Annotated in this window: 22 protein-coding genes and 1 pseudogene; 14 read left to right on the top strand and 9 right to left on the bottom strand. The window is 72.3% G+C overall.

What is annotated here, in order from left to right:
* Positions 1 to 41: 41 nt before the first annotated feature.
* Complete coding sequence (locus ACWDR3_RS19100) at positions 42 to 1,028, bottom strand: helix-turn-helix transcriptional regulator (RefSeq protein WP_450353664.1); 987 nt, start codon at positions 1,026 to 1,028, stop codon at positions 42 to 44.
* A 300-nt stretch (positions 1,029 to 1,328) separates the two neighbouring features.
* Between ACWDR3_RS19100 and ACWDR3_RS19095 the strand changes: the two genes are divergently transcribed.
* From ACWDR3_RS19095 to ACWDR3_RS19085, 3 genes are all read left to right on the top strand, one after another.
* Positions 1,329 to 2,729, top strand: a complete 1,401-nt coding sequence (locus ACWDR3_RS19095; protein ID WP_450353663.1) for an FAD-dependent oxidoreductase — start codon at positions 1,329 to 1,331, stop codon at positions 2,727 to 2,729.
* Positions 2,726 to 3,133, top strand: a complete 408-nt coding sequence (locus ACWDR3_RS19090; protein WP_450353662.1) for a nuclear transport factor 2 family protein — start codon at positions 2,726 to 2,728, stop codon at positions 3,131 to 3,133. The genes ACWDR3_RS19095 and ACWDR3_RS19090 overlap by 4 nt, the downstream gene beginning before the upstream one ends.
* 172 nt (positions 3,134 to 3,305) lie before the next feature.
* Entirely contained in the window at positions 3,306 to 4,814 is a 1,509-nt protein-coding gene (locus ACWDR3_RS19085; RefSeq protein ID WP_450353661.1) for a ricin-type beta-trefoil lectin domain protein, read from the top strand.
* 30 nt (positions 4,815 to 4,844) lie between these two features.
* Here ACWDR3_RS19085 and hutI read toward each other — a convergent pair whose 3' ends face one another.
* The 4 genes from hutI to hutU all read right to left on the bottom strand — a co-directional run bounded on the left by hutI (position 4,845) and on the right by hutU (position 10,580).
* Positions 4,845 to 6,032, bottom strand: a complete 1,188-nt coding sequence (hutI, locus tag ACWDR3_RS19080; RefSeq protein ID WP_450353660.1) for an imidazolonepropionase — start codon at positions 6,030 to 6,032, stop codon at positions 4,845 to 4,847.
* Between the two features lie 35 nt (positions 6,033 to 6,067).
* The gene (locus tag ACWDR3_RS19075) at positions 6,068 to 7,423 is read right to left on the bottom strand and encodes a formimidoylglutamate deiminase (protein ID WP_450353659.1); all 1,356 of its coding nucleotides are present in this window, start codon (positions 7,421 to 7,423) and stop codon (positions 6,068 to 6,070) included.
* On the bottom strand, positions 7,420 to 8,622 hold the full coding sequence (locus tag ACWDR3_RS19070) for an allantoate amidohydrolase (protein WP_450353705.1): 1,203 nt from the start codon (positions 8,620 to 8,622) through the stop codon (positions 7,420 to 7,422). Before ACWDR3_RS19070 ends, ACWDR3_RS19075 begins: the two co-directional genes overlap by 4 nt.
* 293 nt (positions 8,623 to 8,915) lie before the next feature.
* Positions 8,916 to 10,580 carry a urocanate hydratase gene (gene hutU, locus ACWDR3_RS19065; protein ID WP_450353658.1) on the bottom strand — a complete coding sequence of 555 codons (1,665 nt, stop codon included), beginning with the start codon at positions 10,578 to 10,580 and terminating at the stop codon, positions 8,916 to 8,918.
* 129 nt (positions 10,581 to 10,709) lie between these two features.
* Between hutU and ACWDR3_RS19060 the strand changes: the two genes are divergently transcribed.
* From ACWDR3_RS19060 to ACWDR3_RS19040, 5 genes are all read left to right on the top strand, one after another.
* Entirely contained in the window at positions 10,710 to 12,176 is a 1,467-nt protein-coding gene (locus tag ACWDR3_RS19060) for a diaminopimelate decarboxylase (RefSeq protein ID WP_450353657.1), read from the top strand.
* A gap of 169 nt (positions 12,177 to 12,345) precedes the next feature.
* The gene (locus ACWDR3_RS19055) at positions 12,346 to 12,753 is read left to right on the top strand and encodes a hypothetical protein (protein ID WP_124003734.1); all 408 of its coding nucleotides are present in this window, start codon (positions 12,346 to 12,348) and stop codon (positions 12,751 to 12,753) included.
* A complete protein-coding gene (locus ACWDR3_RS19050) occupies positions 12,750 to 13,592 on the top strand; it encodes a transcriptional regulator (protein ID WP_450353656.1) in 843 nt (280 codons plus the stop codon). The genes ACWDR3_RS19055 and ACWDR3_RS19050 overlap by 4 nt, the downstream gene beginning before the upstream one ends.
* Positions 13,593 to 13,605: 13 nt before the next feature.
* On the top strand, positions 13,606 to 14,106 hold the full coding sequence (locus tag ACWDR3_RS19045) for a roadblock/LC7 domain-containing protein (RefSeq protein ID WP_450353655.1): 501 nt from the start codon (positions 13,606 to 13,608) through the stop codon (positions 14,104 to 14,106).
* A gap of 22 nt (positions 14,107 to 14,128) precedes the next feature.
* A complete protein-coding gene (locus ACWDR3_RS19040) occupies positions 14,129 to 14,503 on the top strand; it encodes a roadblock/LC7 domain-containing protein (RefSeq protein ID WP_124003737.1) in 375 nt (124 codons plus the stop codon).
* Between the two features lie 25 nt (positions 14,504 to 14,528).
* Here ACWDR3_RS19040 and ACWDR3_RS19035 read toward each other — a convergent pair whose 3' ends face one another.
* The 3 genes from ACWDR3_RS19035 to ACWDR3_RS19025 all read right to left on the bottom strand — a co-directional run bounded on the left by ACWDR3_RS19035 (position 14,529) and on the right by ACWDR3_RS19025 (position 17,664).
* On the bottom strand, positions 14,529 to 15,122 hold the full coding sequence (locus ACWDR3_RS19035; protein WP_450353654.1) for a hypothetical protein: 594 nt from the start codon (positions 15,120 to 15,122) through the stop codon (positions 14,529 to 14,531).
* Between the two features lie 104 nt (positions 15,123 to 15,226).
* Positions 15,227 to 16,090: a MurR/RpiR family transcriptional regulator gene (locus ACWDR3_RS19030; protein WP_450353653.1), complete on the bottom strand. Its 864-nt coding sequence runs from the start codon at positions 16,088 to 16,090 to the stop codon at positions 15,227 to 15,229.
* Entirely contained in the window at positions 16,087 to 17,664 is a 1,578-nt protein-coding gene (locus ACWDR3_RS19025) for an aromatic amino acid ammonia-lyase (RefSeq protein WP_450353652.1), read from the bottom strand. The genes ACWDR3_RS19030 and ACWDR3_RS19025 overlap by 4 nt, the downstream gene beginning before the upstream one ends.
* Positions 17,665 to 17,805: 141 nt before the next feature.
* On the opposite strand from ACWDR3_RS19025, the gene ACWDR3_RS19020 reads away from it, so the two are divergent.
* The 6 genes from ACWDR3_RS19020 to ACWDR3_RS18995 all read left to right on the top strand — a co-directional run bounded on the left by ACWDR3_RS19020 (position 17,806) and on the right by ACWDR3_RS18995 (position 22,605).
* On the top strand, positions 17,806 to 18,873 hold the full coding sequence (locus tag ACWDR3_RS19020) for an ABC transporter ATP-binding protein (RefSeq protein ID WP_450353651.1): 1,068 nt from the start codon (positions 17,806 to 17,808) through the stop codon (positions 18,871 to 18,873).
* Entirely contained in the window at positions 18,870 to 19,511 is a 642-nt protein-coding gene (locus ACWDR3_RS19015) for an ABC transporter permease (protein WP_450353650.1), read from the top strand. The genes ACWDR3_RS19020 and ACWDR3_RS19015 overlap by 4 nt, the downstream gene beginning before the upstream one ends.
* Position 19,512: 1 nt before the next feature.
* Positions 19,513 to 20,175, top strand: a complete 663-nt coding sequence (locus ACWDR3_RS19010; protein ID WP_450353649.1) for an ABC transporter permease — start codon at positions 19,513 to 19,515, stop codon at positions 20,173 to 20,175.
* A gap of 11 nt (positions 20,176 to 20,186) precedes the next feature.
* On the top strand, positions 20,187 to 21,119 hold the full coding sequence (locus ACWDR3_RS19005; RefSeq protein WP_450353648.1) for an ABC transporter substrate-binding protein: 933 nt from the start codon (positions 20,187 to 20,189) through the stop codon (positions 21,117 to 21,119).
* Positions 21,120 to 21,268: 149 nt separating this feature from the next.
* Entirely contained in the window at positions 21,269 to 21,928 is a 660-nt protein-coding gene (locus ACWDR3_RS19000; RefSeq protein ID WP_450353647.1) for a carbonic anhydrase, read from the top strand.
* 251 nt (positions 21,929 to 22,179) lie between these two features.
* The gene (locus ACWDR3_RS18995) at positions 22,180 to 22,605 is read left to right on the top strand and encodes a hypothetical protein (protein WP_450353704.1); all 426 of its coding nucleotides are present in this window, start codon (positions 22,180 to 22,182) and stop codon (positions 22,603 to 22,605) included.
* 126 nt (positions 22,606 to 22,731) lie between these two features.
* Here ACWDR3_RS18995 and ACWDR3_RS18990 read toward each other — a convergent pair.
* Positions 22,732 to 22,827, bottom strand: a pseudogene (locus tag ACWDR3_RS18990) (nucleotide exchange factor GrpE); the annotation flags it as partial.

The raw sequence follows: 22,827 nt of genomic DNA, 5'->3' as shown, positions 1-22,827 counted from the left end.
GTGCGCCGCGCTCAGGCCGTTCAGCCGTCGACCGTCGGCCGTCAGCCGCGCCGGGTCGCCGTCGGGGTCTCGCCGAAGTGCTTGCGGTACGCCTTGACGAAATGGCTGCTGTCGGCGAAGCGCCAGCGGGCGGCCAGTTCGGAGACGGTCAGCCGGGTGGCGACGAGTTCCGCCCTGGCACGTTCCAGGCGCCGCTCACGGACGTACGCCATCACCGAGGACGTGGCGGACTGCTGGGCGAACACCCGGTAGAGCGTGCGCGGCGACACATGGAGCGCGTCCGCGATGTCCCGGGGGCTCAGGTCGTCGCCGTCGAGCAGCCGGTCCTCGATGTAGTCCGTCGCCGCCGCGAGCAGCGCCGGTGCGAACTCCGCGTCGTCGACGACCTGTTCGTTCAGCAGTCCCCGGAACAGTTCGACCGCCGCCTCGCGCGCCGACGCGGCGGACGCGGGCGCGAGCAGGTCGGCCGTCTCCGCGAACAGCCGGAGGTGGGCGAGCAGCAACCGCGCGGCGGGCGAGGTCTGTTCGGCGCTGACGGAGAGGGTGTTCGCGGGGAAGCGGAGCGCGCTCGCGGGCAGGGTCACCGCCAGCGCACGGGTGCCCCGGTCGACCTCGAAGTCCCAGGGCTCCACGTTGTTGCGGATACACAGGGTCCCGGCTCCCACGCTGGCCTCGTGGCCCGGTCGGCCCCGCGCGGCGAACCGCCACTCGCCGCCGAACGTGACGTGCGTGACGATCCCCTCCCCCTGGTGCCCGCCCCGGCCGCCGGTGCTCCCGGAGATCGCGTGGCTGGACAGGTCCTCGACCTGGAGATCGAGCATCCGCTGGGCCCGGATGCGGACCTGGTACGCCCCCTCGCTCCGCCGGGGCAGCAGCAGCGGGGGCGGCGGCACCATGTCGCTGGACTGGCGTCGCCATTCGCTGACCAGCACATGGTTCCGGTTCTCGTCGGCGTAGGGCACGCGGACGTCGACCAGGGGCGGCCCGTCGCCGCCGATCCGCCAGGCAGATATGCCTCCGCTCTCCACGCGGCCAGGGTAGGCGGGTGCGCCGGGGCGGCGCCAAGGGGCGCGCCCGTGGGAACCGGGGGCGGCGGGGTTGGCAGGGAGGTACCGGGCAGCTGGCCGGACGGCACAAGACCCGGACGGGCGGCGACGGCGAGACTGGCCGTCACGGGGATTCGCGCGGTGCGTTCGGCACGTGACCTCGCCCGGGGCTCACGCCCTGTCCGCGCGCCGGTCCTCATGCCCTGTCCGCACGTCCGGCCCTCGTGGCCGGTCCTCATGTCCTGTCCTCACACCCCGCCCTCACCCACGGGAGCCAGTTCCATGACCGAGTCCGTGATCGCGCTCTTCGAGAAGCTCGTCCAGGCCGATCCGCCCGACGGCGTACCCGTGCTGTTCGACACGGCCTGTGTGCTCGGCGGCAGCATCGCGGGGCTGCTGGCGGCGCGGGTGCTCGCCGACCGGGCCCGCCGGGTCGTGGTCGTCGAGACCGACGACATCTCGACGGTGACCGGGTCACGGACCGGCGTGCCCCAGGACCGGCAGGTGCACACGCTGCTGCCGGCCGGTCAGCGGTGGGTGGAGCGCTGGCTGCCGGGGATCACCGCGGAGGCGCAGGCCCGCGGCGCCTCCTTCGCCGGTCCCGACAAGCAGGTCACGGCCCTCAACGGCGTACCGCAGGCGCATGACGGCGAGGACCACCACCTGCTCGCGATCGGACGCCCTCTGCTGGAGTCGCTGATCCGCGACCGGGTCACGTCGCTGCCCAATGTGTCCGTCCTGCACGGCCAGGCGACCGGGCTGCGGTACCGCGACGACGCCGTCAGCGGTGTGGGGTACGTCCCGGCCGGCGGGGGCCCGGACGTGCTGGAGGCGGACTTCGTCGTGGACGCCATGGGGCGCTCCAGCAGGCTGTCCAACTGGCTCAGGGAGAGCGGCTACGACCATCCCCGGCTGGAGCGCCTCGAAGCCCCGATCAACTACGCCACTGCCCTCTTCGAACGGCCGGAGGAGTTCGCCGACCTGGAGACGGCCTGTGCCCTGGGGATCTTCACGCCGGACTTCCCCTCGGGCGGGGTGTCCGTCGCGGCGGCGAACGCGATCGAGGACCGGCAGTGGCTCGTCATGCTGATGGGGTACGGGGACAGCCGGCCCGGCCGGACCGTGGACGAGTTCCGCGCGGCCTGCGCCGAACTGCCCCCGTTCTTCGCCGCCGTCACCGCCGGTGCCGTCACCAGCGATGTGGTGACCTACCACCAGGCCGAGAGCCGGCGGCGGCACTTCACCGAGGTGAACCGCTTCCCGGCCCGTCTGGTGAGCGTGGGCGACGCGGTGGCGTCCTTCAACCCCATCCGCGGCCAGGGCATGAGCTCCGCCGCGCTGCACGCCTCCTGCCTGGCCTCCTACCTCGGTGGCAGCCCCGAACTCGGCACGGCGGCACGGGAGTTCTTCCGTCTCCAGCAGGTCGTCGTGGACGCCGCCTGGATGGTCTCCGCGGGGAGCGACGCGGCCCGCCTGGACGCGCTCAACGGCACCGAGGTGCCGGAGGAGGTACGGCAGCAGCGCTGGGCCATGGACCAGATCACCGCCGCCACCCTCTCCGACGGGGACGTCACGCGCGCCTTCCACTACGTCTCCTACATGCTGCGCCACCCGGCCACGCTGGCCGACCCGGCCCTGCTGGCGAAGGCGGTCGCGGCGAACGAGGGGGGCGCGACGGAGTGACGGACACCGAGACCGCCGGCGCTGCCTCCGGCTCCGACTCCACCGGCACCGCGCTCGACCGCTACATCGGCCTGGCCGACCGCGCGGTGCACGACGAGTCGGCGCTGGCCGAACTCCTGGCGCTGTTCGCTCCCGACGCGACGGTGCGGATCGGCCCGGAGCCGGTCCACGGTCGTGCGGCGGTCGTGGCGTTCTACCGCGCGCACTTCGCCTCCTTCGCCGACTCCAAGCACTACTGGAACAGCACGGTGCTCGCCGACGGCACCCTGCGGGCCGAGTGGGTGTGCGCGGCGCGCACGGCCGACGACCGGCTCGTGACGGTGGCGGGGGTGGAACACGCGACGCTCGACGGGAACGGTCTGATCGCGGACCTGCGCAACGAGTTCACCCGGCCGCCCGGGTAGCGCGGCGGGCGGTGTGCAGGCCGGCGCGGCGGCCGGCGCGCCGCGCTCGGGCCGCTCGCTGGGCGTTCCCGGGTTACCCACGGAAACCTCTTCTCCCACCGGTCCTCTTGCCTCACTATGGTCCCCACAAACTGGCCGGTACGTCAGGAGCCCGGCGGGAAAAGAGGTTTCTGTGGAGACCGGGCTGCACACGGGCGCGTCCGACGCCCGCCTGACCGAACTGCTGCGCACCAGCACCGCCACGGCCTACCCGGCCCTGCACGAACTGCGCGCCCGCCACCAGCAGTCGGTGCTCGCGTACGCCAGGCTGTGCGCGACCGGCGACGCCTCCGCGCGCCAACTGGCCGCCCAGGCCTTCACCTTGGCGGCCCGGGAGACGGCCCGCGGCATCGAACCCGGCGGACCCTGGCGCCACCACCTCCTCCTGCTCACCGCCCGCACGGCCGCGTCCTGGGCCACGGACGACCGGGCCGCGGGACTGGACGCCGGACTGCTCCTGGTCCTCAACACGGCGGGCCCCGGCGGCCTCGTCCCACCGATGACCGCCGCCTTCCAGACGCTCCCGTCCCGCGCCCAAGGCCTGGTCTGGTACGGCCTGGTGGAGCGCCAACCCGCAGCCACGACAGCCCTGTTCCTCGGCATCACCCCCGACGACGTGACGTACGAGAGCGCCGCGGCCCTTCAACTCCTCGGCCAGGCCTGCCTCCGCACCCGGCTCGCCGCCTCCGACGATCCGCGGTGCGGCGACTTCCGCCGGCTCATCGAGGAGTCGGTACGGCCCGACCACCCGCGCGAGAGCGCCGACCTCCAGGCCCACATGGCGCACTGCCCGCACTGCACGGCCGCCTTCGAGGAGTTGTGCGCCCTGCGCGACTCCCCGCGCACCGCGCTCGCCGAGGGCCTGCTGCCGTGGGCGGGCACGGCGTACGCCGGCAGCGAGCCGCCCCCGCGCCCCAAGGCCCTTGTGAAACCGTCCTCTTGGCCACCGTCCCGGCGGATCGTCCTCACCTCGGCCGCCCTCGGGGTGGCGCTGGCCCCGCTGTTGGTCCTGCTGCTCACTCAGGGCGGCACGGGATCGTCCCCGACGTCCGGGCAGGCGGCGGGCGCGGCCGGTGCGCCGAGCAGCGCGCCGCAGGTCACGGTGACGGCGACGGTGTCGGCCACGCCGTCGCCGTCGGCCACCACCGGCAAGCCGTCGAACTCCCCGTCCCCGACGCCGAGTTCGACTCCCTCCAAGTCGACCCGCCCCTCCCCCACGGCCCCTGCCGCGCACGCCCCGAACGGCACCTACGCGCAGGTCGTGAACGTCTCCTCGGGCCGCTGCCTGGACATCCGCGACGGCGACCTCTCCAAGGGAACGGACGTGATCACGGCGCCCTGTTCCGGGTCCAGCACCCAGCGCTGGCGGGTCGATGCCGGGCGCGGGGTCGTGCAGTCGGCCGCCGACCCGGACTTCTGCCTCGACAACCGCGGCGACGTGGACAAGGGCGTCGGCATCTGGGAGTGCGACTCGGTGGACGGGGACAACGGCGACAACCTGACCTTCACCGTGGACTCCGACGGCGTGATCCGCCCGGCGATCGCCATCCTGACCGCGGTGACGCCGGAGGACGGGGACGGGGTGGGGATGGAGCCGATCAGCGGGGGTGCGGAGCAGCGGTGGCGGGCGGGGGCGGCCTGAGCCCTGAGTCGGCGGTCTCCGGACGAGGGCTCAGACCTGGCGGACGCCTCGGCGCCAGACGCCGGTGACGAGGGGGACGCCCGGGCGGTAGGCCAGGTGGACGTGGCTCGGGGCGTCGAGGAGCGTGAGGTCGGCGTAGGCGCCCGGGGCGAGGCGGCCGACGTCCTCGCGGCGCAGGGCGCGGGCGCCGCCTGCCGTGGCGGACCAGACGGCCTCGTCCGGGGTCATGCCCATGTCCCGTACGGCGAGGGCGATACAGAACGGCACGGACGAGGTGAAGGACGAGCCGGGATTGCAGTCCGTGGACAGCGCGACGGTCACGCCCGCGTCCAACAGCCGCCGGGCGTCCGGCCATTGGGCCCGCGTGGAGAACTCGGCGCCGGGCAGCAGCGTGGCCACCGTGTCGCCGCTCGCGAGGGCGTCGACGTCCGCGTCGGTGAGGTGGGTGCAGTGGTCGGCGCTGGCGGCGTCCAGCTCGACGGCCAACTGCACACCGGGGCCGTACGAGAGCTGGTTGGCGTGGATGCGCGGGTGCAGGCCCCTGGCCTTGCCGGCGGTGAGGATCGCGCGGGCCTGGTCGCCGTCGAAGGCGCCCTTCTCGCAGAACACGTCGATCCAACGGGCGTACGGAGCACAGGCGTCGAGCATCTCGCCGGTGACGAGGGCGACGTAACCGGCGGGGTCGTCGGCGTAGTCGGGCGACACGATGTGCGCGCCGAGATACGTCACCTCGTCGGTCTGGGCGGCGGCGATGCGCAGGGCGCGGGCCTCGTCGGCGACGGTCAGGCCGTAGCCGGACTTGGTCTCGAAGGTCGTGGTGCCCTGGCGCAGGGCCTCGGCGAGGTAGCGGGTGAGATTGGCCGCCAGGGCCTCGTCGCTCGCGGCGCGGGTGGCGGCGACGGTCGTGCGGATGCCGCCCGCGGTGTAGGAACGGCCGGACATCCGGGCGTTGAACTCCTGCGTGCGGTCGCCCGCGAAGACGAGGTGCGAGTGCGAGTCGACGAACCCGGGCAGCACCGCACGCCCCTCGGCGTCGACCCGATTGTCAGTGGCGGGTGCTTGGCTGGATTCACCGGTCCACACGACCCGGTCGCCGTCGATGACGAGCGCCGCGTCCTGGATCAGTCCGAGGGGAGAACCGTCACCCAGGGAGGGGTCGTTGGTGACCAGCGTGGCGATGTTGGTGATGACAGTGCTGGTGCCGGTGCTGCTGCTCATCGTGTCCTCGTGGGTGCGGGGGTCGTCGGTCGTCTCTACGCGCGCAGGGCTTCGACGGCCCGCGCCAGCGCCTGCGGCACATCCGGTACGAGGGTGTGCGCCCCGTCGCGCACGACGTGCCGTCCGCCCACGATCGTGTGCCGTACGTCCGCTGCCGTCGCGGCGAATACGGCGGTCTCGGCGCCGAGCCTGGGCAGCGGCCCGGCCGTCCTGACCGAGTCGAGGGCGATCGTCGTGAGGTCGGCGAGCGCACCGGCCTCGATGGTGCCCGCCTCGTCCCAGCCGAGCGCCGCGTGGCCGTCGGCTGAGGCGGCGCGCAGCAGGGCCGCGGCGGTCCAGTGACCCCGGGTGCGGGTGCGCAGGCGCTCGTTCAGCTCCATCGCGCGGGCCTCTTCGAGCAGGTCGATGACGGCGTGGCTGTCGGAGCCGAGGGAGAGCGGGGAGCCGGCACGCTGGAGGGCGACGGCGGGTCCGATGCCGTCGGCGAGGTCCCGTTCGGTGGTCGGGCACATGCAGGTGCCGGTGCCGCTGTCGCCGATCAGGGCGATGTCCTCGTCGGTGAGGTGGGTGTTGTGGACGCCGGTGCTGCGCGGTCCCAGGACACCGTGGTCGGCGAGGAGCCGGGTCGGTGTGCGCCCGTGCGCGGCCAGGCAGGCGTCGTTCTCGGCGGTCTGCTCGGACAGGTGGACGTGGAGCGGGGCCCGCCGCTCCTCGGCCCACCGGGCCACGGTCGCGAGCTGTCCGGCGGGCACGGCCCGCACCGAGTGAATGGCCGCGCCGATCCGTGCGTGATCCCGTTCCTTGAGAAGTGAACAGCGTTCGGCCCAGGCCTCCGCGGTGCCGTCGGAGAAGCGCAGTTGGTGGGCGTTGGGCGGCTCGCCGCGGTGCTCGCTGACGATGCCGGCGGCGAGGTAGGCGGTGTCGAGGAGGGTGATGCGGATGCCGGCGTCGGCGGCGGCCGCGACGAGGGCCTCGCCCATGGCGTTGGGGTCGGCGTAGGGGGTGCCGCCGCGCTGGTGGTGGACGTAGTGGAACTCGCCCACCGCCGTGATCCCGGCCAGCGCCATCTCGGCGTACACCGCGCGGGCGAGGGCGTGGTAGGTCTCCGGGGTCAGCTGGTCGGCGAAGGAGTACATGACCTCGCGCCAGGTCCAGAAGGTGCCGGAGCCGACCTGGACGGTGGAGCGCAGGGCGCGGTGGAAGGCGTGCGAGTGGGCGTTCGCCAGGCCGGGGAGGGTGAGTCCGCGCAGGATCTCGGCGCCGGGTGGCGGCGCGGTCACGTCGGTGCGGACGTTGGTGATCCGCCCGCCTTCAATGTCGACGGCGACGCCTGGCTCGACATAGGTGTCGAGCCAGGCGTGCTCCAGCCAGTACGTGCGGGTCCCGGTCACCTGCAGGCCAGTCCTTCCAGTACGTCGGCGAGTGCGGTCACCCCGGCCACGCAGTCGTCCTCGGCGGCGAACTCGGCCGGGGAGTGCGAGACGCCCGTGGGGTTGCGCACGAACAGCATGGCGGTCGGGATGCTCCCGGAGAGGATTCCGGCGTCGTGTCCGGCGCCGGTACCGAGGACGGGGACCTTGAGGTCGGTGTCCTTTCCGAGGATGCGGGCGAGTTCGTCACGCAGGGCGTGGTCGAACTCGACGACGGGAGTGAAGGACTCCCGCACGACGTCGAGGTCGATGCCGTGCGCGGTGGCGTATTCGCGGGCGGCCTTCTCGATGCCGTCCACCACCTGATCCAGGCTCGCCTGGTCCTCGGCGCGGGAGTCGAGCCAGCCGCGCACCAGGGAGGGGATGGCGTTGACGCCGTTCGGCTCGACGGCGATCTTGCCGAAGGTCGCGACGGCACCGGCGAGTTCGGCCTCGCGACGGGCGGCGAGCACGGTCTCGGCATACGAGAGCATAGGATCCCGCCGGTCCACGAGCCTGGTCGTACCGGCGTGATTGGCCTCCCCCCGGAAGTCGAACCGCCACCGCCCGTGCGGCCAGATGGCACTGGCGATACCGACACGATCGCCGGACAGGTCCAACGCCCGCCCCTGCTCGACATGCAGCTCGACAAAGGCGCAGATGCGGGCGAGCCGTTCGGGGTCGGGCCCGATGGAGTCAGGGTCGTAACCGGCGGCTTCCATGGCCCGAGGCAAGGTGACGCCGTCCATGTCGGTCAGCAGGTGCGCCTTCTCAACGGTGAGCTGCCCACCGGCCAACCGCGACCCGACACACGCGAGCCCGAACCGGGCGCCTTCCTCGTCCCCGAAGTTGACGATGGCAAGCGGCTTCCCGAACTGCACTCCCCTGCGGCGCAGTTCATCAAGAGCGGCAAAGGAGGACACGACCCCGAGGGGCCCGTCAAAGGCCCCGCCATCGGGCACGGAGTCAAGATGCGACCCGGTGACGACAGCGTCCCCGGCGTCCGGGTCCCCGAGCCAGGCCCACTGATTCCCGTTCCGGTCGAGCTCGTAGGTAAGCCCCCGGGCTTCGGCCTGCCCCTTGAACCACTCCCGACATTCGGCATCGGCCCCGGTCCAGGCGAAGCGCCGATAACCACGGGAGTCAGGGTGCCGCCCAATGGGCAGCAACTCCCGCCACATCTCCTGAAAGGAGGGCACGTTGTGACTTACGGCCTGGCTGCGACCTCCAGCCGACTCAGGCTGCAGGCGACCTTCACCTGGCACAGGCTGTGGGCGGCCTTCACCTGGCACAGGCTGTGGGCGGCCTTCGCCTGGCTCAGACTGTGGGCGACCTCCAGCCGACTCAGGCTGCAGGCGACCTTCAGCTGGCTCAGGCTGTGGGCAGGCGTTCCGCACGGCGGAACGGGTGGGCACAGCCGGACGTTCACCCGGCGACGAGACATCCGCCCCCACCGAGGAGTTGCCGCTCACCGTCACGCGTCGCCACCCTCACGCATCGGCACCCGCACACCCCGCTCGTCCGCAACCCGCTCCGCGATGTCGTACCCGGCGTCCACATGCCGAATGACGCCCATACCCGGGTCGTTCGTCAGCACGCGCCGGATCTTCTCGCCGGCCAGAGCCGTGCCGTCCGCCACCGAGACCTGGCCCGCGTGGATGGACCGCCCCATGCCGACCCCACCCCCGTGGTGGATGGACACCCAGGACGCCCCGGACGCGACATTCACCATCGCGTTCAGCAACGGCCAGTCGGCGATCGCGTCGGAGCCGTCCAGCATGGCCTCGGTCTCGCGGTACGGGGAGGCGACAGACCCGCAGTCGAGGTGGTCACGGCCGATGGCCAGCGGCGCCGCCAACTCACCGCTCGCCACCATGTCGTTGAAACGCTCGCCCGCCTTGTCCCGCTCGCCGTACCCGAGCCAGCAGATACGCGCCGGAAGGCCCTGGAAGTGCACGCGCTCCCCCGCCAGCTTGATCCAGCGGTGCAGCGACTCGTTCTCCGGGAAGAGGTCGAGGATCGCCTTGTCCGTCTTGTGAATGTCGGACGCCTCACCGGACAGGGCCGCCCAGCGGAAGGGGCCCTTGCCCTCGGAGAACAGGGGGCGGATGTAGGCGGGCACGAAGCCGGGGAAGGCGAACGCCCGCTCGTACCCGGCGAGTTGGGCCTCACCACGGATCGAGTTGCCGTAGTCGAAGACCTCGGCCCCGGCGTCCATGAACCCGACCATGGCCTCCACGTGCCGCGCCATCGACTCGCGGGCCCGGGTCGTGAACCCCGCCGGGTCCTTCGCCGCCGCGTCCGCCATGTCCTCGAACGCGATGCCCACCGGCAGATACGCCAGCGGATCGTGCGCCGAGGTCTGGTCGGTCACGATGTCGATCGGCGCACCCTCGGCCAACATCTGCGGCAGCAGCTCCGCCGCGTTGCCGAGCAGACCGATGGAGAGCGGACGGCGCGCGTCACGGGCCTCGACGGCGAGTTGGAGGGCGTGCGCGAGCGAATCCGCGCGCACATCGAGATACCGGTGCTCGATCCGGCGCTCGATGGCACGCGGGTCGACGTCGATACAGATCGCCACACCGTCGTTCATGGTGACGGCGAGCGGCTGGGCGCCGCCCATGCCGCCGAGCCCGGCGGTGAGGGTGATCGTCCCGGCGAGCGTGCCGCCGAACTTCTTCGCGGCGACCGCGGCGAACGTCTCGTACGTGCCCTGGAGGATGCCCTGCGTGCCGATGTAGATCCACGAACCGGCGGTCATCTGGCCGTACATGGTGAGGCCGAGGGCCTCAAGGCGCCGGAACTCCTCCCAGTTGGCCCAGTCGCCGACCAGGTTGGAGTTGGCGATGAGGACGCGCGGGGCCCACTCGTGGGTCTGCATCACGCCGACCGGGCGGCCGGACTGGACGAGCATCGTCTCGTCCTGCTTCAGGGTGCGCAGCGTGCGGACCATGGCGTCGAAGGAACGCCAGTCACGCGCGGCCTTGCCCGTGCCGCCGTAGACGACGAGCTTGTCGGGGTGCTCGGCGACCTCCGGGTCGAGGTTGTTCTGCAGCATCCGCAGAGCGGCTTCCTGCTGCCATCCCAGGGCGCTCAGTTCCGTACCGCGCGGCGCTCGTACGGGGCGGGGTCCTGACATGGTCTGCCTCCTAGCGGATTGCTCCCGGTGGACTCTTACAGCGGTTATTCACATCCTGGCGTCCTGAATAGAACTAGTCAACACCTCCTGGCGTCTCTACGGGTGCGCTGTGGATGTTTGGCTGGACGCATGGGCGCAGCCGACGACAGGACGGGGGACGTGGTGGACAGGGCGAGGGACACGGCTACGGGCAGGGAAGCCGACGACGAGCCGACCATCCGGATCGACGGCCGGACCGACGGCCAGGCGGGACGGGCCGCGCGCCGGGACGAGGCCGTGCGGGCCGCCGTGGAGCAGGGGCTGCTGGGACCGGACACCCCCATCGTGGGCCTGCTGGACGTCGCCGGCATCCGGGAGTCGGCGATGGCCCTGCGGGCGGCGTTCGACGCGGTCACGGCGCCCGGCACGCCCGTGCTGCACGCCTTCGCGGTGAAGGCGACCCCGCTGGTGCCGGTGCTGCGGCTGCTGCGCGAGGAGGGCCTCGGCGCGGAGGTGGCGAGCCCGGGCGAGCTGGCGCTGGCGCGGGCGGCAGGGGTGCCGCCGAGCCGTACGGTCCTGGACTCGCCCGCGAAGACACCGGCCGAACTGCGCGAGGCGCTGGCGCTGGGGATCGCCGTCAACGCGGACAACCCGCAGGAGCTGGACCGCATCGACGGCCTGATGCGGTCGGCGACCAGTCGCTCGCCGCTCGGGATCCGGGTCAATCCGCAGGTCGGCGGCGGGTCGATCGGGGCGACCTCGACCGCGACGGCGACCTCGAAGTTCGGGGTGGCGCTGCGCGACGAGGGGGCGCGCGAGTGGGTGGTGCGGGCGTACGCGGAGCGCCCGTGGCTGACCCGGCTGCACGCGCACACCGGCTCCCAGGGCATCCCGCTCTCGTTGCTGGCGCAGGGCGTGGCCGACACGTACGCGCTGGCCGAGGAGATCAACCGGCGCATCGGGCGCCCGCAGATCGACACGCTCGACATCGGCGGCGGGCTGCCGGTGAACTTCGGCTCGGACGAGGAGACGCCGACCTACGCGCAGTACGCGCGGCTGCTGAGCGAGGCGGTGCCGGGGCTGTTCTCGGGGCGGTACGGGCTGGTGACCGAGTTCGGGCGGTCGCTGCTGGCCAAGCACGGGACGGTGGTGGCCCGCGTGGAGTACGCCAAGAGCGCGGGCGGACGGCCGATCGCGGTCACCCACGCGGGCGTGCAGGTGGCGACGCGGACGGTGTACGTACCGGGGTCGTGGCCGCTGAGGATCTCCGCGTACGACGGGAAGGGGCGGCCCAAGACGGGGGCGCCGGTGGTGCAGGACGTCGCCGGGCCGGCCTGTTTCGCGGGCGACCTGCTCGCCGAGGGGCGCGCGCTGCCGCTCCTGGAGCAGGGGGACTACGCGGCGGCGCTCGACACGGGCGCGTACTACTTCGCGCACCACTACGCCTACAACTCCCTTGCCCGGCCGGGCATTTACGGCTTCACCCAGGACGCGGCCGGCGGGGGTGTCTCCTTCGCGACCGTGCGCAGGCAGCAGAGCCTCGACGAGATCGTGGCCGAATCCGGCGGGGCGCACGCGGATGCGCTCACCACCCGGCGTGCGCCCGGGCGCGGTTGACGGGTCCCGACGGACATGATGTTCAACTGGGGAGAAAACAGGCACAGTTGACCCACCTTAATCCCCTGGCGCATGTTCCGCCGGAAAATGCCAGATCCCTCACCCCTCACGCACACGGTGCGTAGTTTCGGCGTCACTCAGCCGAAACCAAGGCAGGAGGGGAGCCACGGTGCCCGGAATCGACGAGTGTCTGCTGGAAGCCATGCGACTGCCCGGTGCTCGGGGCGCCGCACTGGTCGACTGGACCAGTGGGCTCGCCCTGGGCACCGTGGGCGAGTCGCCCGGCGGCGACCACGAGGCCGCCGCCGTGGAGGCCGCCGAGTTCGCGCGGCTCGCCGCCGAGCAGCACGCCTTCGCACCGGACGACGACCCCGAGGCCGGTCCGGCGGCCGACGCGGACCCGCCGGTCGAGGACCTGATCGTCAGCAACCGGGACAGCTACCACGTGCTCAGGTTCGTGGGCGCGTCCTTCGACGGCAGCGTGTTCCTGCACCTGTGGCTGGCCCGCGCCGAGGGCAATCTGGCGCTGGCCCGCATCCGGCTCGCCGAGATGGCGGAACGGCTGGTGCTGGCATGAGTGCCGTGAGCACGACCGAACCGCCGCGCCTGCCGGTGCGGGACAAGGCGGCCGCGAGCGACCGCGGGTGGGGCGGTGTCTCCCCGATGCTGACCCGGCTCGCCGCCGAGCGGGCCACCGGCGTCCTGGTCCGCGAGCGCGGCTCGCTCTACCTCGCCGAAGGCCTGGTGGTGCACGCCGAGAGCGCGTGCGCCCCCGGCCTGGACGTCCTGCTGACGGCGCACGGCACGCTCACCCCCGAGGTCTGGCACCAGGCGCTGGCCGAGGCGGGCGACCGCTACCACGTGGGCCGCCGGCTGGTCGACAGCGGACAACTGGCCGCCGGCGCACTGGAGTTGTGCCATCTGGCGGCGGTGTACGACGCGGCGTACTTCACGCTGGGGCCCAGCAGCGCCCCGGGCCGGTTCCGCTACGGCTCCGCGCACGGGCTGAGCCCCGTGCATCCGGTGCCGGTGGCCGACCTGGAGCGCGAGACGCTGCGCCGGCGCGATCTGCTGCACCGGCTCTGGCCGGACCCGGGCCCCGACGAGGCCCCGCTGACCCGCGCCGAGCGCCCCGAGGTGCCCGCGCTCACCCGCCGCCAGCGTTCGGTGCTGGCGCTGGTGGACGGGGTGCGCACGGCGACGGACATCGCCCGGGCGCTGGGCCGGCCGGCCTTCCACACCCTGGTGGACGTACGGCGGCTGACGGCGGCCGGCGCGGTCGGCATCCGCCGGCCGGGCCGCGGCCCCCAGCCCGCCGAGCCGGCCGCCGACGAGGACCCAGCCGCCGGACAGCTTCCGCCCGATCCCCACGTCACGCTGCTGAAGAGGCTCAGGGATGCGCTGGAGGCCCTTTGAGAGGAGACACCGGATGGCCGCCGAGCCCGAAATCCTGGACGAGCTGCGCCGGTTGAGGGCCCGCGTCCCGCAGCTCACCGGCGCCCTCGCGACCGGCGTCGACGGGGCGGTCCTCGCCCAGGACACCCCGGGCGTCGACCCCGAGAGCATGGCCGCGCTCGCCGCGACCGCGCACACGGCCGCCGCCAGGCTGGCGGACGCGACCGGCCAGGGCGAGGCCCGCGAGGTGCTCGTACGCGGTGTGTACGGCTATGTGGCGACGTACGCGGCGGGCGGCGGGGCCGTGCTGACGCTGCTCGCCCAGGACCGGGTGAACGTCGGGCGGCTGCTGCTGGAGGGGCGCCGGGCCGGGGCCCGGGTCGGCGAACTCGTCGACGCGCGGGCCGCCGCGCTCGCCCGGGCGGCCCCCAAACCCGGGAAGCCGGCGCTCAAGCCGGCAGCCCCCGCACGGACCAGAACGGCGCGCGCTCCACGCACCACGAACACCAGCGCGCGCACCACCACGGAAAGTTGACAGGAACCCAAGGAGCAGAGTCATGGCGAACACCGAAACCTCGCTGAAAGAGTGCCTGGCCTCGATCGAGGGCGCGACCGGGGTCGCGCTCGTCGACTACACCAGCGGTATGGCGCTCGGCACGTTGGGCGGCAGCAAGAGCTTCGACCTGGGCGTGGCCGCCGCCGGCAACACCGACGTCGTACGCGCCAAGATGCGCACGATGGAGCACCTCGGGCTCAAGGGCCAGATCGAGGACATCCTGATCACGCTGTCCGACCAGTACCACCTGCTCCGCCTGATGAGCGGGCGCGGCGGCAACGGTCTCTTCCTCTACCTGGTGCTGGACGCCAAGCGGTCCAACCTGGCGATGGCCCGCCACCAGCTGAAGAAGATCGAGGAGGACCTGGAGATCTGACGGGCGGCGGCTCGGCCTACGACCGCTAGACGAGCGCCGCGGTGCGGCGGCGGGTCCCGCCAGGGGCCGCGTCGCCCGCCGCGATGCCCGTGCTGCGGTAGGCCTTGACGGACTTGCCGGCCGGACGGCCGCCGTTGCCGGCGAGCCAGTCGACGCGGACCCACAGCAGGGCGTCCTCGGCCCGTTCGCGCCGGCCCAGCCAGGCGGCCTTCAGGCGCAGCCCGACACCGGCGCCGGCCAGCAGCATGCCGCCCGCGGCGGGCACGGCGAAGGAGGAGCCCACCGCGAGCAGGAACGCCAGCAGCAACCACCAGCGGTGCCCACGACGCCAGTTGCGCACGCCGACCGCGCGGTCCTGGAGGACGTCGTGCCTGCCGGCCCGGGCGGCGGAGCGGGCCAGTGCCACGTACCGTTTGCGACGGCCGTACGACACCACCGCCGCCGCGACGATGAAGAGCGCGGCGCCCGCCATCACGCCGATCCGGCGCCCGGTCACTCCCGGCACCAGCACCCCGACCCCCGCCGCGAACACTCCGGCCCACCACAGGGGTGCGGCCCCGGCGCGTACGACGACGGCCACCCGGACCAGTCCCTGTGCTCTGCGATCTCCGCGTGCCACCTTCCGCCTCCCGACTCGGTCTGTGCGGCTTCGTGGGAGGGGAGGCTAACGAGCGAACGTGAGACGAATCTGAAAATCGGGCCGCCGGCTGACCACCGCACTCACTACTCGACGAACAGCCCCCGCGCCGCCGCCCCCGCGTCGAACTCCTCCAGGCGGGCCTGGGCGTCCGGCAGGTCGTCGCACATGGCCTCAAGCAGGACCCGGCCGAGCAGCATCGGGGCGCAGGCCGTGTCGAAGGCGAGGCCGGTGCCGACGGCGGCGGGCAGGAGGAGGTCGGAGGCCTTGGCGACCGGTGCGAAGGCGGAGTCGGCGACGGTCACCACGGTCAGGCCGGCGGCCTTGGCGAAGGTCAGGGTGTCGACGACCTCGCGGGGGTGCCGGGGCAGCGCGAAGCAGAGCAGGGCGGTCGCCCCGGCGCGCACGGCGGCCCCGATGCGGTCGTGGATCATCGTGCCGCCCTCGTTCAGCAGCCGTACGTCCGGGTGGACCTTGGCGGCGAAGTAGGCGAAGCCGTAGGCCTGGGAGGCGGCGGCGCGCAGGCCGAGGACGGGCAGCGGGCGGGAGTTGGCGAGCAGACGGCCCGCCTTCTGCAACGGGCGCGGGTCCGCGAGCAGTTCGGCGAGGTGCTTGAGGTTCTCGATCTCGGCCTCGACGGCCTGCTGGTACTCGTTGTAGGAGCCCGCGTCGGCCGACTGCTCGGCGGGGGCCACCTCGCGCAGATGTTTGCGCAGCGCCGGGTAGCCGTCGAAGCCGAGGGCGACCGCGAAGCGGGTCACCGAGGGCTGACTCACACCCGCCAGTTCGGCCAGCTCCACGCTGGACAGGAACGGCACGTCGGCGGCGCGCCGCACCATGCTGTGCGCGATGCGCCGCTGGGTCGGCGTCAGCCGGTGCCCCTCGAAGAGCGTCTGCAGCCGTCCCGCCGGAGTGTCCGCCACGGTCGTGCCCCTCTCCGCGTTCGTCACGCGTTCCCCCTCCAGATGTCCGTGAACCGGTCCAGCAGCGCGGCCGCCGCCGTCACGTCGTCGGTGAGCGGCCGGTCGGCCTGGTCCTGCGCCAGCACCGACTCGGCGAGCTCCAGCGCGCGGCCCACCGGCAGGTCCGGCTCGGGCCGCAGCCCGCGCTGGCGCAGCGCCCGTACCGCGGCGACGAGCTCGCAGCCGACGACGAGACGGTACGCGCGACAGGCGCGCAGCGTCTGGCGTGCGGCGAGCGAGGCGAAGCTGGCCTGTTCCTCGACGCCCCGGGAGAGTACAGCGTGCCCGAGCGAGGCGGGAGCGGAGAAGGCCCGCAGGTCGCCGAGGGCCGCCGCGGCGGCGTACTCCAGGATCATCACGCCGGAGGAGGCGGGTTCCTGGTCGGCGAGGAAGGGCTTGAGGCGGGTGAACGCGGGTTCGTTGAGCGAGGAGAGCCGTGACGTGGACAGCCGGGCCACCTGGGTGAGCGCGAGCCTGAAGTGGTCCAGGGCGAGGGCGAGTTGGGCCTGGTAGAAGCCGCCGTGGTGGTAGGCGGCCATGTCCTCGGGAGAGATCAGCGGGTTCTCGGCGGCCGCGTTGATCTCGATCGCGAGCACCGCCTCCAGCGCGTCGGCCGCGTCGTGCGCCGGCCCGTGGATCTGCGGCAGACAGCGGAAGCCGTACGGGTCCTGGATCCGGCCCAGCGGCGGGGTCGGCCGGTCCGCGGCACCGATCAACTCCCGCATCCGCCGGGCGACTTCACTGCTCCCCCGGTGCGGCCGGGCGGCATGCACGGGAGCGGCGTACGGCTCGTGCGACCCGTCCACGGCCAGCATCGACAACGCCCCCACCACCTGCGTGGCCTCGACGAGCCCACGCAACTCGTGCAGCGCGAGGGCGGCTTGGCCGAGCGTGAGGGCGTTGCTGCTGATGATGGCCAGCGCATCATTGTTGTCGAGCGGCTGCGCCTCGGGAACTCCGACGACGACACCACGTACACCCTCGGGACCCGCCCCCTGTCCGTCAGGGCCACCACCCCGCCACGGATGCTCCCCCGCCAGCGCCAACCCCATCTGAGCCAGTGCCGCGATGTCGCCCGTGCCCACCGAGCCGAACTCGTTGACCAGGGGGTACACCCCGTTCTCCAGGGCCTCGCACAGGGCCGTGACGACCGTGGGGCGCAGGCCCGCGCCGCCCGCGAGGATCTGGTTGGCGCGGACGGCGAGCATCGCGCGGACCTGGCGGGCGGGCAGTTCGTCGCCGATGGCGCCGGCGTGGCTGCGCAGCAGGCGCAGGCCGTGTTCGGCGGCGGCCTCGGTGGGCACGTCCTCGTTCCGGTTGGCGCCGACGCCGGTCGAGCGGCCGTAGACGCGTCCGGTGGCCGCGATCTGCCGGGCGGCGTCCCAGGACTCTCCCGCCCGCTTCATCGCGTCGGTGCCGGGCACCGGCCGGGCGGCTCCGTCGGCGAGGCGGACGACGTCCTCGATGCCGAGCCCGACGCCGTCGAGGACCACCAGGCCGGTGTGGCCGGCCGAAGTGCCGACCGACGCGCCCGTCGGCGTGTCCACGATCCGAGACGACATAAAGCTCAAACTCCCCTCAATCAGGACATCTGATCTTGCCTTTCGGTCATCCGTTACCTCGGATTAACACCAACCCGTTGACAACCTATTCAGACACCAAGAACTCTGCATGACGTTATACAGCCGGGCAAGGGACAACTCATGATCCAGTTCGATGCGGTCCACAAGCGCTTCCCCAACGGCACGACAGCAGTCCACGATCTCTCCCTGGAGATCCCGGAAGGCGGCGTGACCGTCCTCGTCGGATCCTCCGGTTGCGGCAAGACGACCACCCTGCGGATGGTCAACCGGATGGTAGAGCCGACGTCGGGCACGATCCGGGTCGGGGGCAAGGACGTCACCCGACAGGACGCGGCCGAACTGCGCCGCTCCATCGGGTACGTCATCCAGCAGGCCGGCCTCTTCCCGCACCGCACGGTGCTGGACAACATCGCCACCGTGCCGCTGCTGCTGGGCCACGGCCGCCGCAAGGCCAGGGCCCGGGCCGCCGAACTGCTGGAGACGGTCGGCCTGACCGCCGAGTCCGGCCGGCGCTACCCGCACCAGCTCTCCGGCGGCCAGCAGCAGCGCGTCGGCGTCGCCCGCGCGCTCGCCGCCGACCCGCCGGTGCTCCTGATGGACGAGCCCTTCGGCGCCGTCGACCCGGTGGTCCGCACCCAGCTCCAGGACGAACTCCTGCGCCTGCAGAAGGAGTTGAACAAGACCATCGTCTTCGTCACGCACGACGTCGACGAGGCCGTCCGCCTGGGCGACCGCATCGCGATCTTCCGCACCGGCGGCCACCTCGTGCAGTGCGCGGCGCCCGCCGAGCTCCTCGCCCGCCCGGCCGACGACTTCGTGGCCGACTTCCTCGGCGCCGAGCGCGGCCTGAAGCTGCTCTCGCTGCGGACCCTCGCCGACGTCCCGCAGGGCCCGGCACCGGAGGGCGGCGCCTGGACCCTCGTACTCGACGAGGCACGCAAACCGCTGCACTGGGCGCCGAAGAACACGAACGATCCGGAGATCCCCGTACGACCGCTGCGCGACGGCGATTCGCTGCTCGCCGCGCTCGACGAGTCGATCGCCTCCCCCACCGGGCTGATAGCCCGCGTCGACGCGGCGGGTGTGCTCACCGGCGTCTCCGCCCGCGACGACATCCACGAGCACGCGGGCCGGGCGCACACCGCCGCCCGCACCCGTACCGAGCCGGGGACGGAGGTCGCCGCATGACCATCGACTGGTCGTGGATAGGCGACCACACCGACGACCTCACCAGCCTCACGGTCTCGCACCTCCAGGCCGCGCTGTCCGCCGTCTTCTTCGGCCTGCTGATCTCGCTCCCGCTCGCGGTCGTCGCCCACCGGGTCCGCCCCCTGCGCGGCTTCCTGCTCGGCCTGTCGAACGTGCTGTTCACGATCCCGTCGATCGCGATCTTCGTGCTCCTGCTGCCGATCAGCGGCCTCACCCGCACCACCACGGTGATCGGCCTGACCGTCTACACGCTGGTCGTGCTGCTGCGGAACACCGTCGAGGGCCTCGACTCGGTCCCGACGAAGACCAAGGAGGCGGCGAAGGCGATGGGCACGCGCCCGCTGCGCACGCTCCTCACGGTCGAGTTCCCGCTGGCGCTGCCCGTGATCATGGCCGGCGTCCGGATCGCGACCGTGATGTCGATCTCGCTGGTCTCGGTCGCGACCTACATCGGCGACGGCGGCCTCGGCCAGCTCTTCACCGACGGCTTCCAGCGCAACTTCCCGACCCCGGTGATCGTGGGCGTGGTCCTCACGATCCTGCTCGCGGTGGTCGCGGACGCGCTGCTGGTCGCCCTCCAGTACGTCCTGACCCCGTGGCGCAGGAGGCGAGCCTGAGATGTACGAACTCTTCAAGAACCTCGGCGACTGGCTGACCAGCGGGGCGAGTTGGACCGGTTCCGACGGCATCGCCCACCGCCTCGCCGAGCACCTCCAGTACTCGCTCCTGGCCACCCTCATCGCGGCCGCGATCGGCCTCCCGCTGGGCCTGCTGATCGGCCACACCGGCAAGGGCGCCTTCGTCGCGATCAACCTCGCCTCCTTCGGCCGCGCCCTGCCGACCGTCGGTCTGGTCGTCCTGGTCTTCCTGGCCGGCGGCCTGTCGATGCTGCCGGTCTACGTGGCCCTGGTCGCCCTCGCCGTCCCGGCGATCGTCACCAACACCTACGCCGGCATGACCGCCGTGGACCCGGAGGTCAAGGACGCGGCACGCGGCCAGGGCATGCGCGGCCACCAGGTGCTGTTCCAGGTCGAGTTGCCGCTCGCGCTCCCCCTGATCATGACCGGCCTGCGTCTCGCGCTCATCCAAGTGGTCGCCACCGCCACGATCGCCGCGTACGTCTCCTTCGGCGGCCTGGGCCGGTACGTCTTCGACGGGCTCGCCCAGCGCGACCTCGTCCAGGTGCTCGGCGGTGCGGTGCTCGTCGCCGTCGTCGCCATCGTCCTGGACCTGGGCCTGTCCGGCCTCCAGCGCTTCCTCTTCCGCCACCGCACCGCGTAGGGATCACCGAAATGAATCGTCGTACCGTCCTCGGCGGCCTCTTCGCGGTCGCCTCCGTCCCCGTCCTGTCCGCCTGCGCGGGCGGCATCACCTCCCTCGACAGCCAGGGCACCACCAGCGGTGGCGGCGGCTCCAGCAAGAACGGAGTCACCATCGGCACCGCCAACTTCACCGAGAACCAGGTGCTCGGCTACCTCTACGCGGCCGTCCTGGAGTCGGCCGGCGTGAAGACGAAGGTCCGCCCCAACCTCGGCACCCGGGAGATCCTCATCCCCGCCCTCAAGGGCGGCGACATCGACCTGCTCCCCGAGTACCAGGGCGCCCTGCTGCACTACCTGGACCCCAAGGCGACGGCGACCGAGGAGGGCGCGATGCAGAACGCCCTCGCCATCGCCCTCCCCGCCGGCCTCCAGGTGCTGCCGTACGGCATGGCCGAGGACTCCGACGCCTTCGTGGTCACCAAGGAGACGGCCAGGAAATACGGCCTGACCTCGCTCGCCGACCTCAAGAAGCAGAACGGCAAGCTCGTCATCGGCGCGGCACCCGAGGTGAAGAAGCGCCAGGTGGGCGTGGTCGGCCTGAAGGACGTCTACGGGGTGGAGTTCAAGGAGTTCAAGTCGCTCGACTCCTCCGGGCCGCTGGTCAAGGGCGCCCTGAAGAAGGGCGATGTGGACGTGGCGAACCTCTTCACCACCGACACCGACATCGTGGCCAACGACTGGGTGGTGCTGTCGGACCCCAAGAACCTCATCCCCGGCCAGCACATCGTCCCGCTCATCGCCGACCGCAAGGCCGACTCCACCGTCCGCAAGGCCCTCGCCCGCCTCGGCAACGTCCTGACCACGGCCCAGCTCACCGAGCTCAACCGCCAGGTGGACAAGGACAAGAAGGACCCGGAGGACGTGGCGAACGCGTACGCGAAGCAGCACGGCCTGGCCAAATAGCCGAAGACGTAGCCGAAGAGGTGGCCGCCCGGCGACGTAATGACCGGTCGATGATCTGACGACGAATCACCCAAGTGTCCTTAAACGGGCACTCTGGGTAACTGATCCCATGCGTAGGGTGATTGAACGCACACCACCTGAGGAAACGCATGGCCTCGAACCGCAGGGCCTTTCTGACCGCCACGGCCGTCGGCGTGCCGGCCCCCACGACCGCCACCGCCGCCGGCCCCCGGCCCCGCCCGACCACCGCCCCCGCCGCGCTCGCCGAACTCCTGGACGGCAACCGCCGCTACGCCGCCGGCCACTCCCGCCACCCGGACGAGAGCCGCCCGCTGCGCCACCAACTGGCCACCGCACAGCACCCGTTCGCGGTCATCGTCGGCTGCATCGACTCCCGGGTACCACCGGAGCTGGTCTTCGACCAGGGCCTCGGCGACCTGCTGTGCATAAGGACGGCCGGCCAGGTCCTGGACGAGGCGGTGCTCGCGTCCATCCAGTACGGCGTCGAGGAACTGGGCATCCCCCTGGTGCTGGTCCTCGGCCACGAACGCTGCGGGGCGGTGGCGGCGACGCTCGACCAACTGCGCACCGGCGCCGATGTCCCGGGCCACCTGGAACTGCTGGTGGACGAGATCGCCCCGGCCGCGCGCCGTACCCGCGCCCTGCCCGGCGACTGGGCCGAGCACACCATGCGGGCCCACACCGCCTGGGTACGGGACGCGATCCGCGCCGACCCGGCCTTCACCTCCGCGCAGGTGGCGGCGGCACGCTTCGACCTCGACACGGGGCTCGTGTCCCTGCTGCCGTAACCCCTTCCCCCACGCGAAGAAGCTCATCCCCATCCCCATGCCCATGCCCATGAACGGCGTGCTCTCCGTCCTGCTGATCGACCTCGGGGTATCGAGGTGCGGATCACGGGCGTCGAGCACGGTCATCGCAGGGTTCTGGAGTCCCTCGGGGCCCTCGCCGCGAACCCGAATTCCAACAGGGGGGCTATCCCCAGTGCGGCGAGCGCCCCGGCTCCCTAACGTGGTTTTCCATGACGGGAATGGAGACCATGATGGACGCGCGGGACGCCGAGCTCAAAAAGGAACTGAACGCCACTCTGCAGGCCCGCCGGGAGCTGGGCGAGGACTACGAGTCCGCGCTGGTCGACTCCTTCCTGGAGAAGGTCGACCAGCGCATCGACGGTGCGGTGGAGCGCCGGGTGCGCCGGCAGCTCGCCGAGCAGCAGATGGTGGTCGCCCGGGGTTCCCGGGCCTCGAAGTCGACGGACTCCTTCGGCGAGCGTTTCGGCTTCGGCATCGTCTCCCTCGTCCTGGCGATTCCCCTCTCGGGCATCGGCGGCGGAGTGGCCCACCTCCCCGGCCTCCTCGTCACCTGGGCCGGCATCGTGGGCGTCAACGCGTTCCAGGCCCTGCGCATGAACCCGAACCTGTTCGGCAGCAGGCGCCGCCAGAAGGACGCGGACGACTGGGAAGACTGAGGGGCGGGCCGGCCGAGCGCCGGTCCGTGCTTTTCCTGGCTGCTGGGCGCCGGCCGGCCTCTGTGTCTTTCAGCCCGTCCGGCGTTTGAGGACGAGGCCGTCCAGGCCGAAAGCGGGGGTCTGGGGACAGGTCGTCTCGGTGACGTCCGGCGCGTACGAGTGCATCAGGGCCTCGTGGATGGTCGGGTCGAAGGGCTCGCCCTCCTTGCCGAACTGCTGCAG

This window comes from Streptomyces sp. NPDC001002, assembly GCF_053599215.1.
This window is presented reverse-complemented; position numbering and strand designations above follow the sequence as displayed.

Excerpts from the sequence above, each read along its gene's own strand:
- ACWDR3_RS19040 (WP_124003737.1), top strand. The coding sequence starts at position 14,129 with ATGGCGAACACCGAAACCTCGCTGAAAGAGTGCCTGGCCTCGATCGAG.
- ACWDR3_RS19015 (WP_450353650.1), top strand. The coding sequence starts at position 18,870 with ATGACCATCGACTGGTCGTGGATAGGCGACCACACCGACGACCTCACC.
- ACWDR3_RS19045 (WP_450353655.1), top strand. The coding sequence starts at position 13,606 with ATGGCCGCCGAGCCCGAAATCCTGGACGAGCTGCGCCGGTTGAGGGCC.
- hutU (WP_450353658.1), bottom strand. The coding sequence starts at position 10,580 with ATGTCAGGACCCCGCCCCGTACGAGCGCCGCGCGGTACGGAACTGAGC.
- ACWDR3_RS19020 (WP_450353651.1), top strand. The coding sequence starts at position 17,806 with ATGATCCAGTTCGATGCGGTCCACAAGCGCTTCCCCAACGGCACGACA.
- ACWDR3_RS19060 (WP_450353657.1), top strand. The coding sequence starts at position 10,710 with ATGGGCGCAGCCGACGACAGGACGGGGGACGTGGTGGACAGGGCGAGG.
- ACWDR3_RS19050 (WP_450353656.1), top strand. The coding sequence starts at position 12,750 with ATGAGTGCCGTGAGCACGACCGAACCGCCGCGCCTGCCGGTGCGGGAC.
- ACWDR3_RS19005 (WP_450353648.1), top strand. The coding sequence starts at position 20,187 with ATGAATCGTCGTACCGTCCTCGGCGGCCTCTTCGCGGTCGCCTCCGTC.
- ACWDR3_RS19095 (WP_450353663.1), top strand. The coding sequence starts at position 1,329 with ATGACCGAGTCCGTGATCGCGCTCTTCGAGAAGCTCGTCCAGGCCGAT.
- ACWDR3_RS19025 (WP_450353652.1), bottom strand. The coding sequence starts at position 17,664 with ATGTCGTCTCGGATCGTGGACACGCCGACGGGCGCGTCGGTCGGCACT.
- ACWDR3_RS19000 (WP_450353647.1), top strand. The coding sequence starts at position 21,269 with ATGGCCTCGAACCGCAGGGCCTTTCTGACCGCCACGGCCGTCGGCGTG.
- ACWDR3_RS19010 (WP_450353649.1), top strand. The coding sequence starts at position 19,513 with ATGTACGAACTCTTCAAGAACCTCGGCGACTGGCTGACCAGCGGGGCG.
- hutI (WP_450353660.1), bottom strand. The coding sequence starts at position 6,032 with ATGAGCAGCAGCACCGGCACCAGCACTGTCATCACCAACATCGCCACG.
- ACWDR3_RS18995 (WP_450353704.1), top strand. The coding sequence starts at position 22,180 with ATGGACGCGCGGGACGCCGAGCTCAAAAAGGAACTGAACGCCACTCTG.
- ACWDR3_RS19070 (WP_450353705.1), bottom strand. The coding sequence starts at position 8,622 with ATGTGGCGGGAGTTGCTGCCCATTGGGCGGCACCCTGACTCCCGTGGT.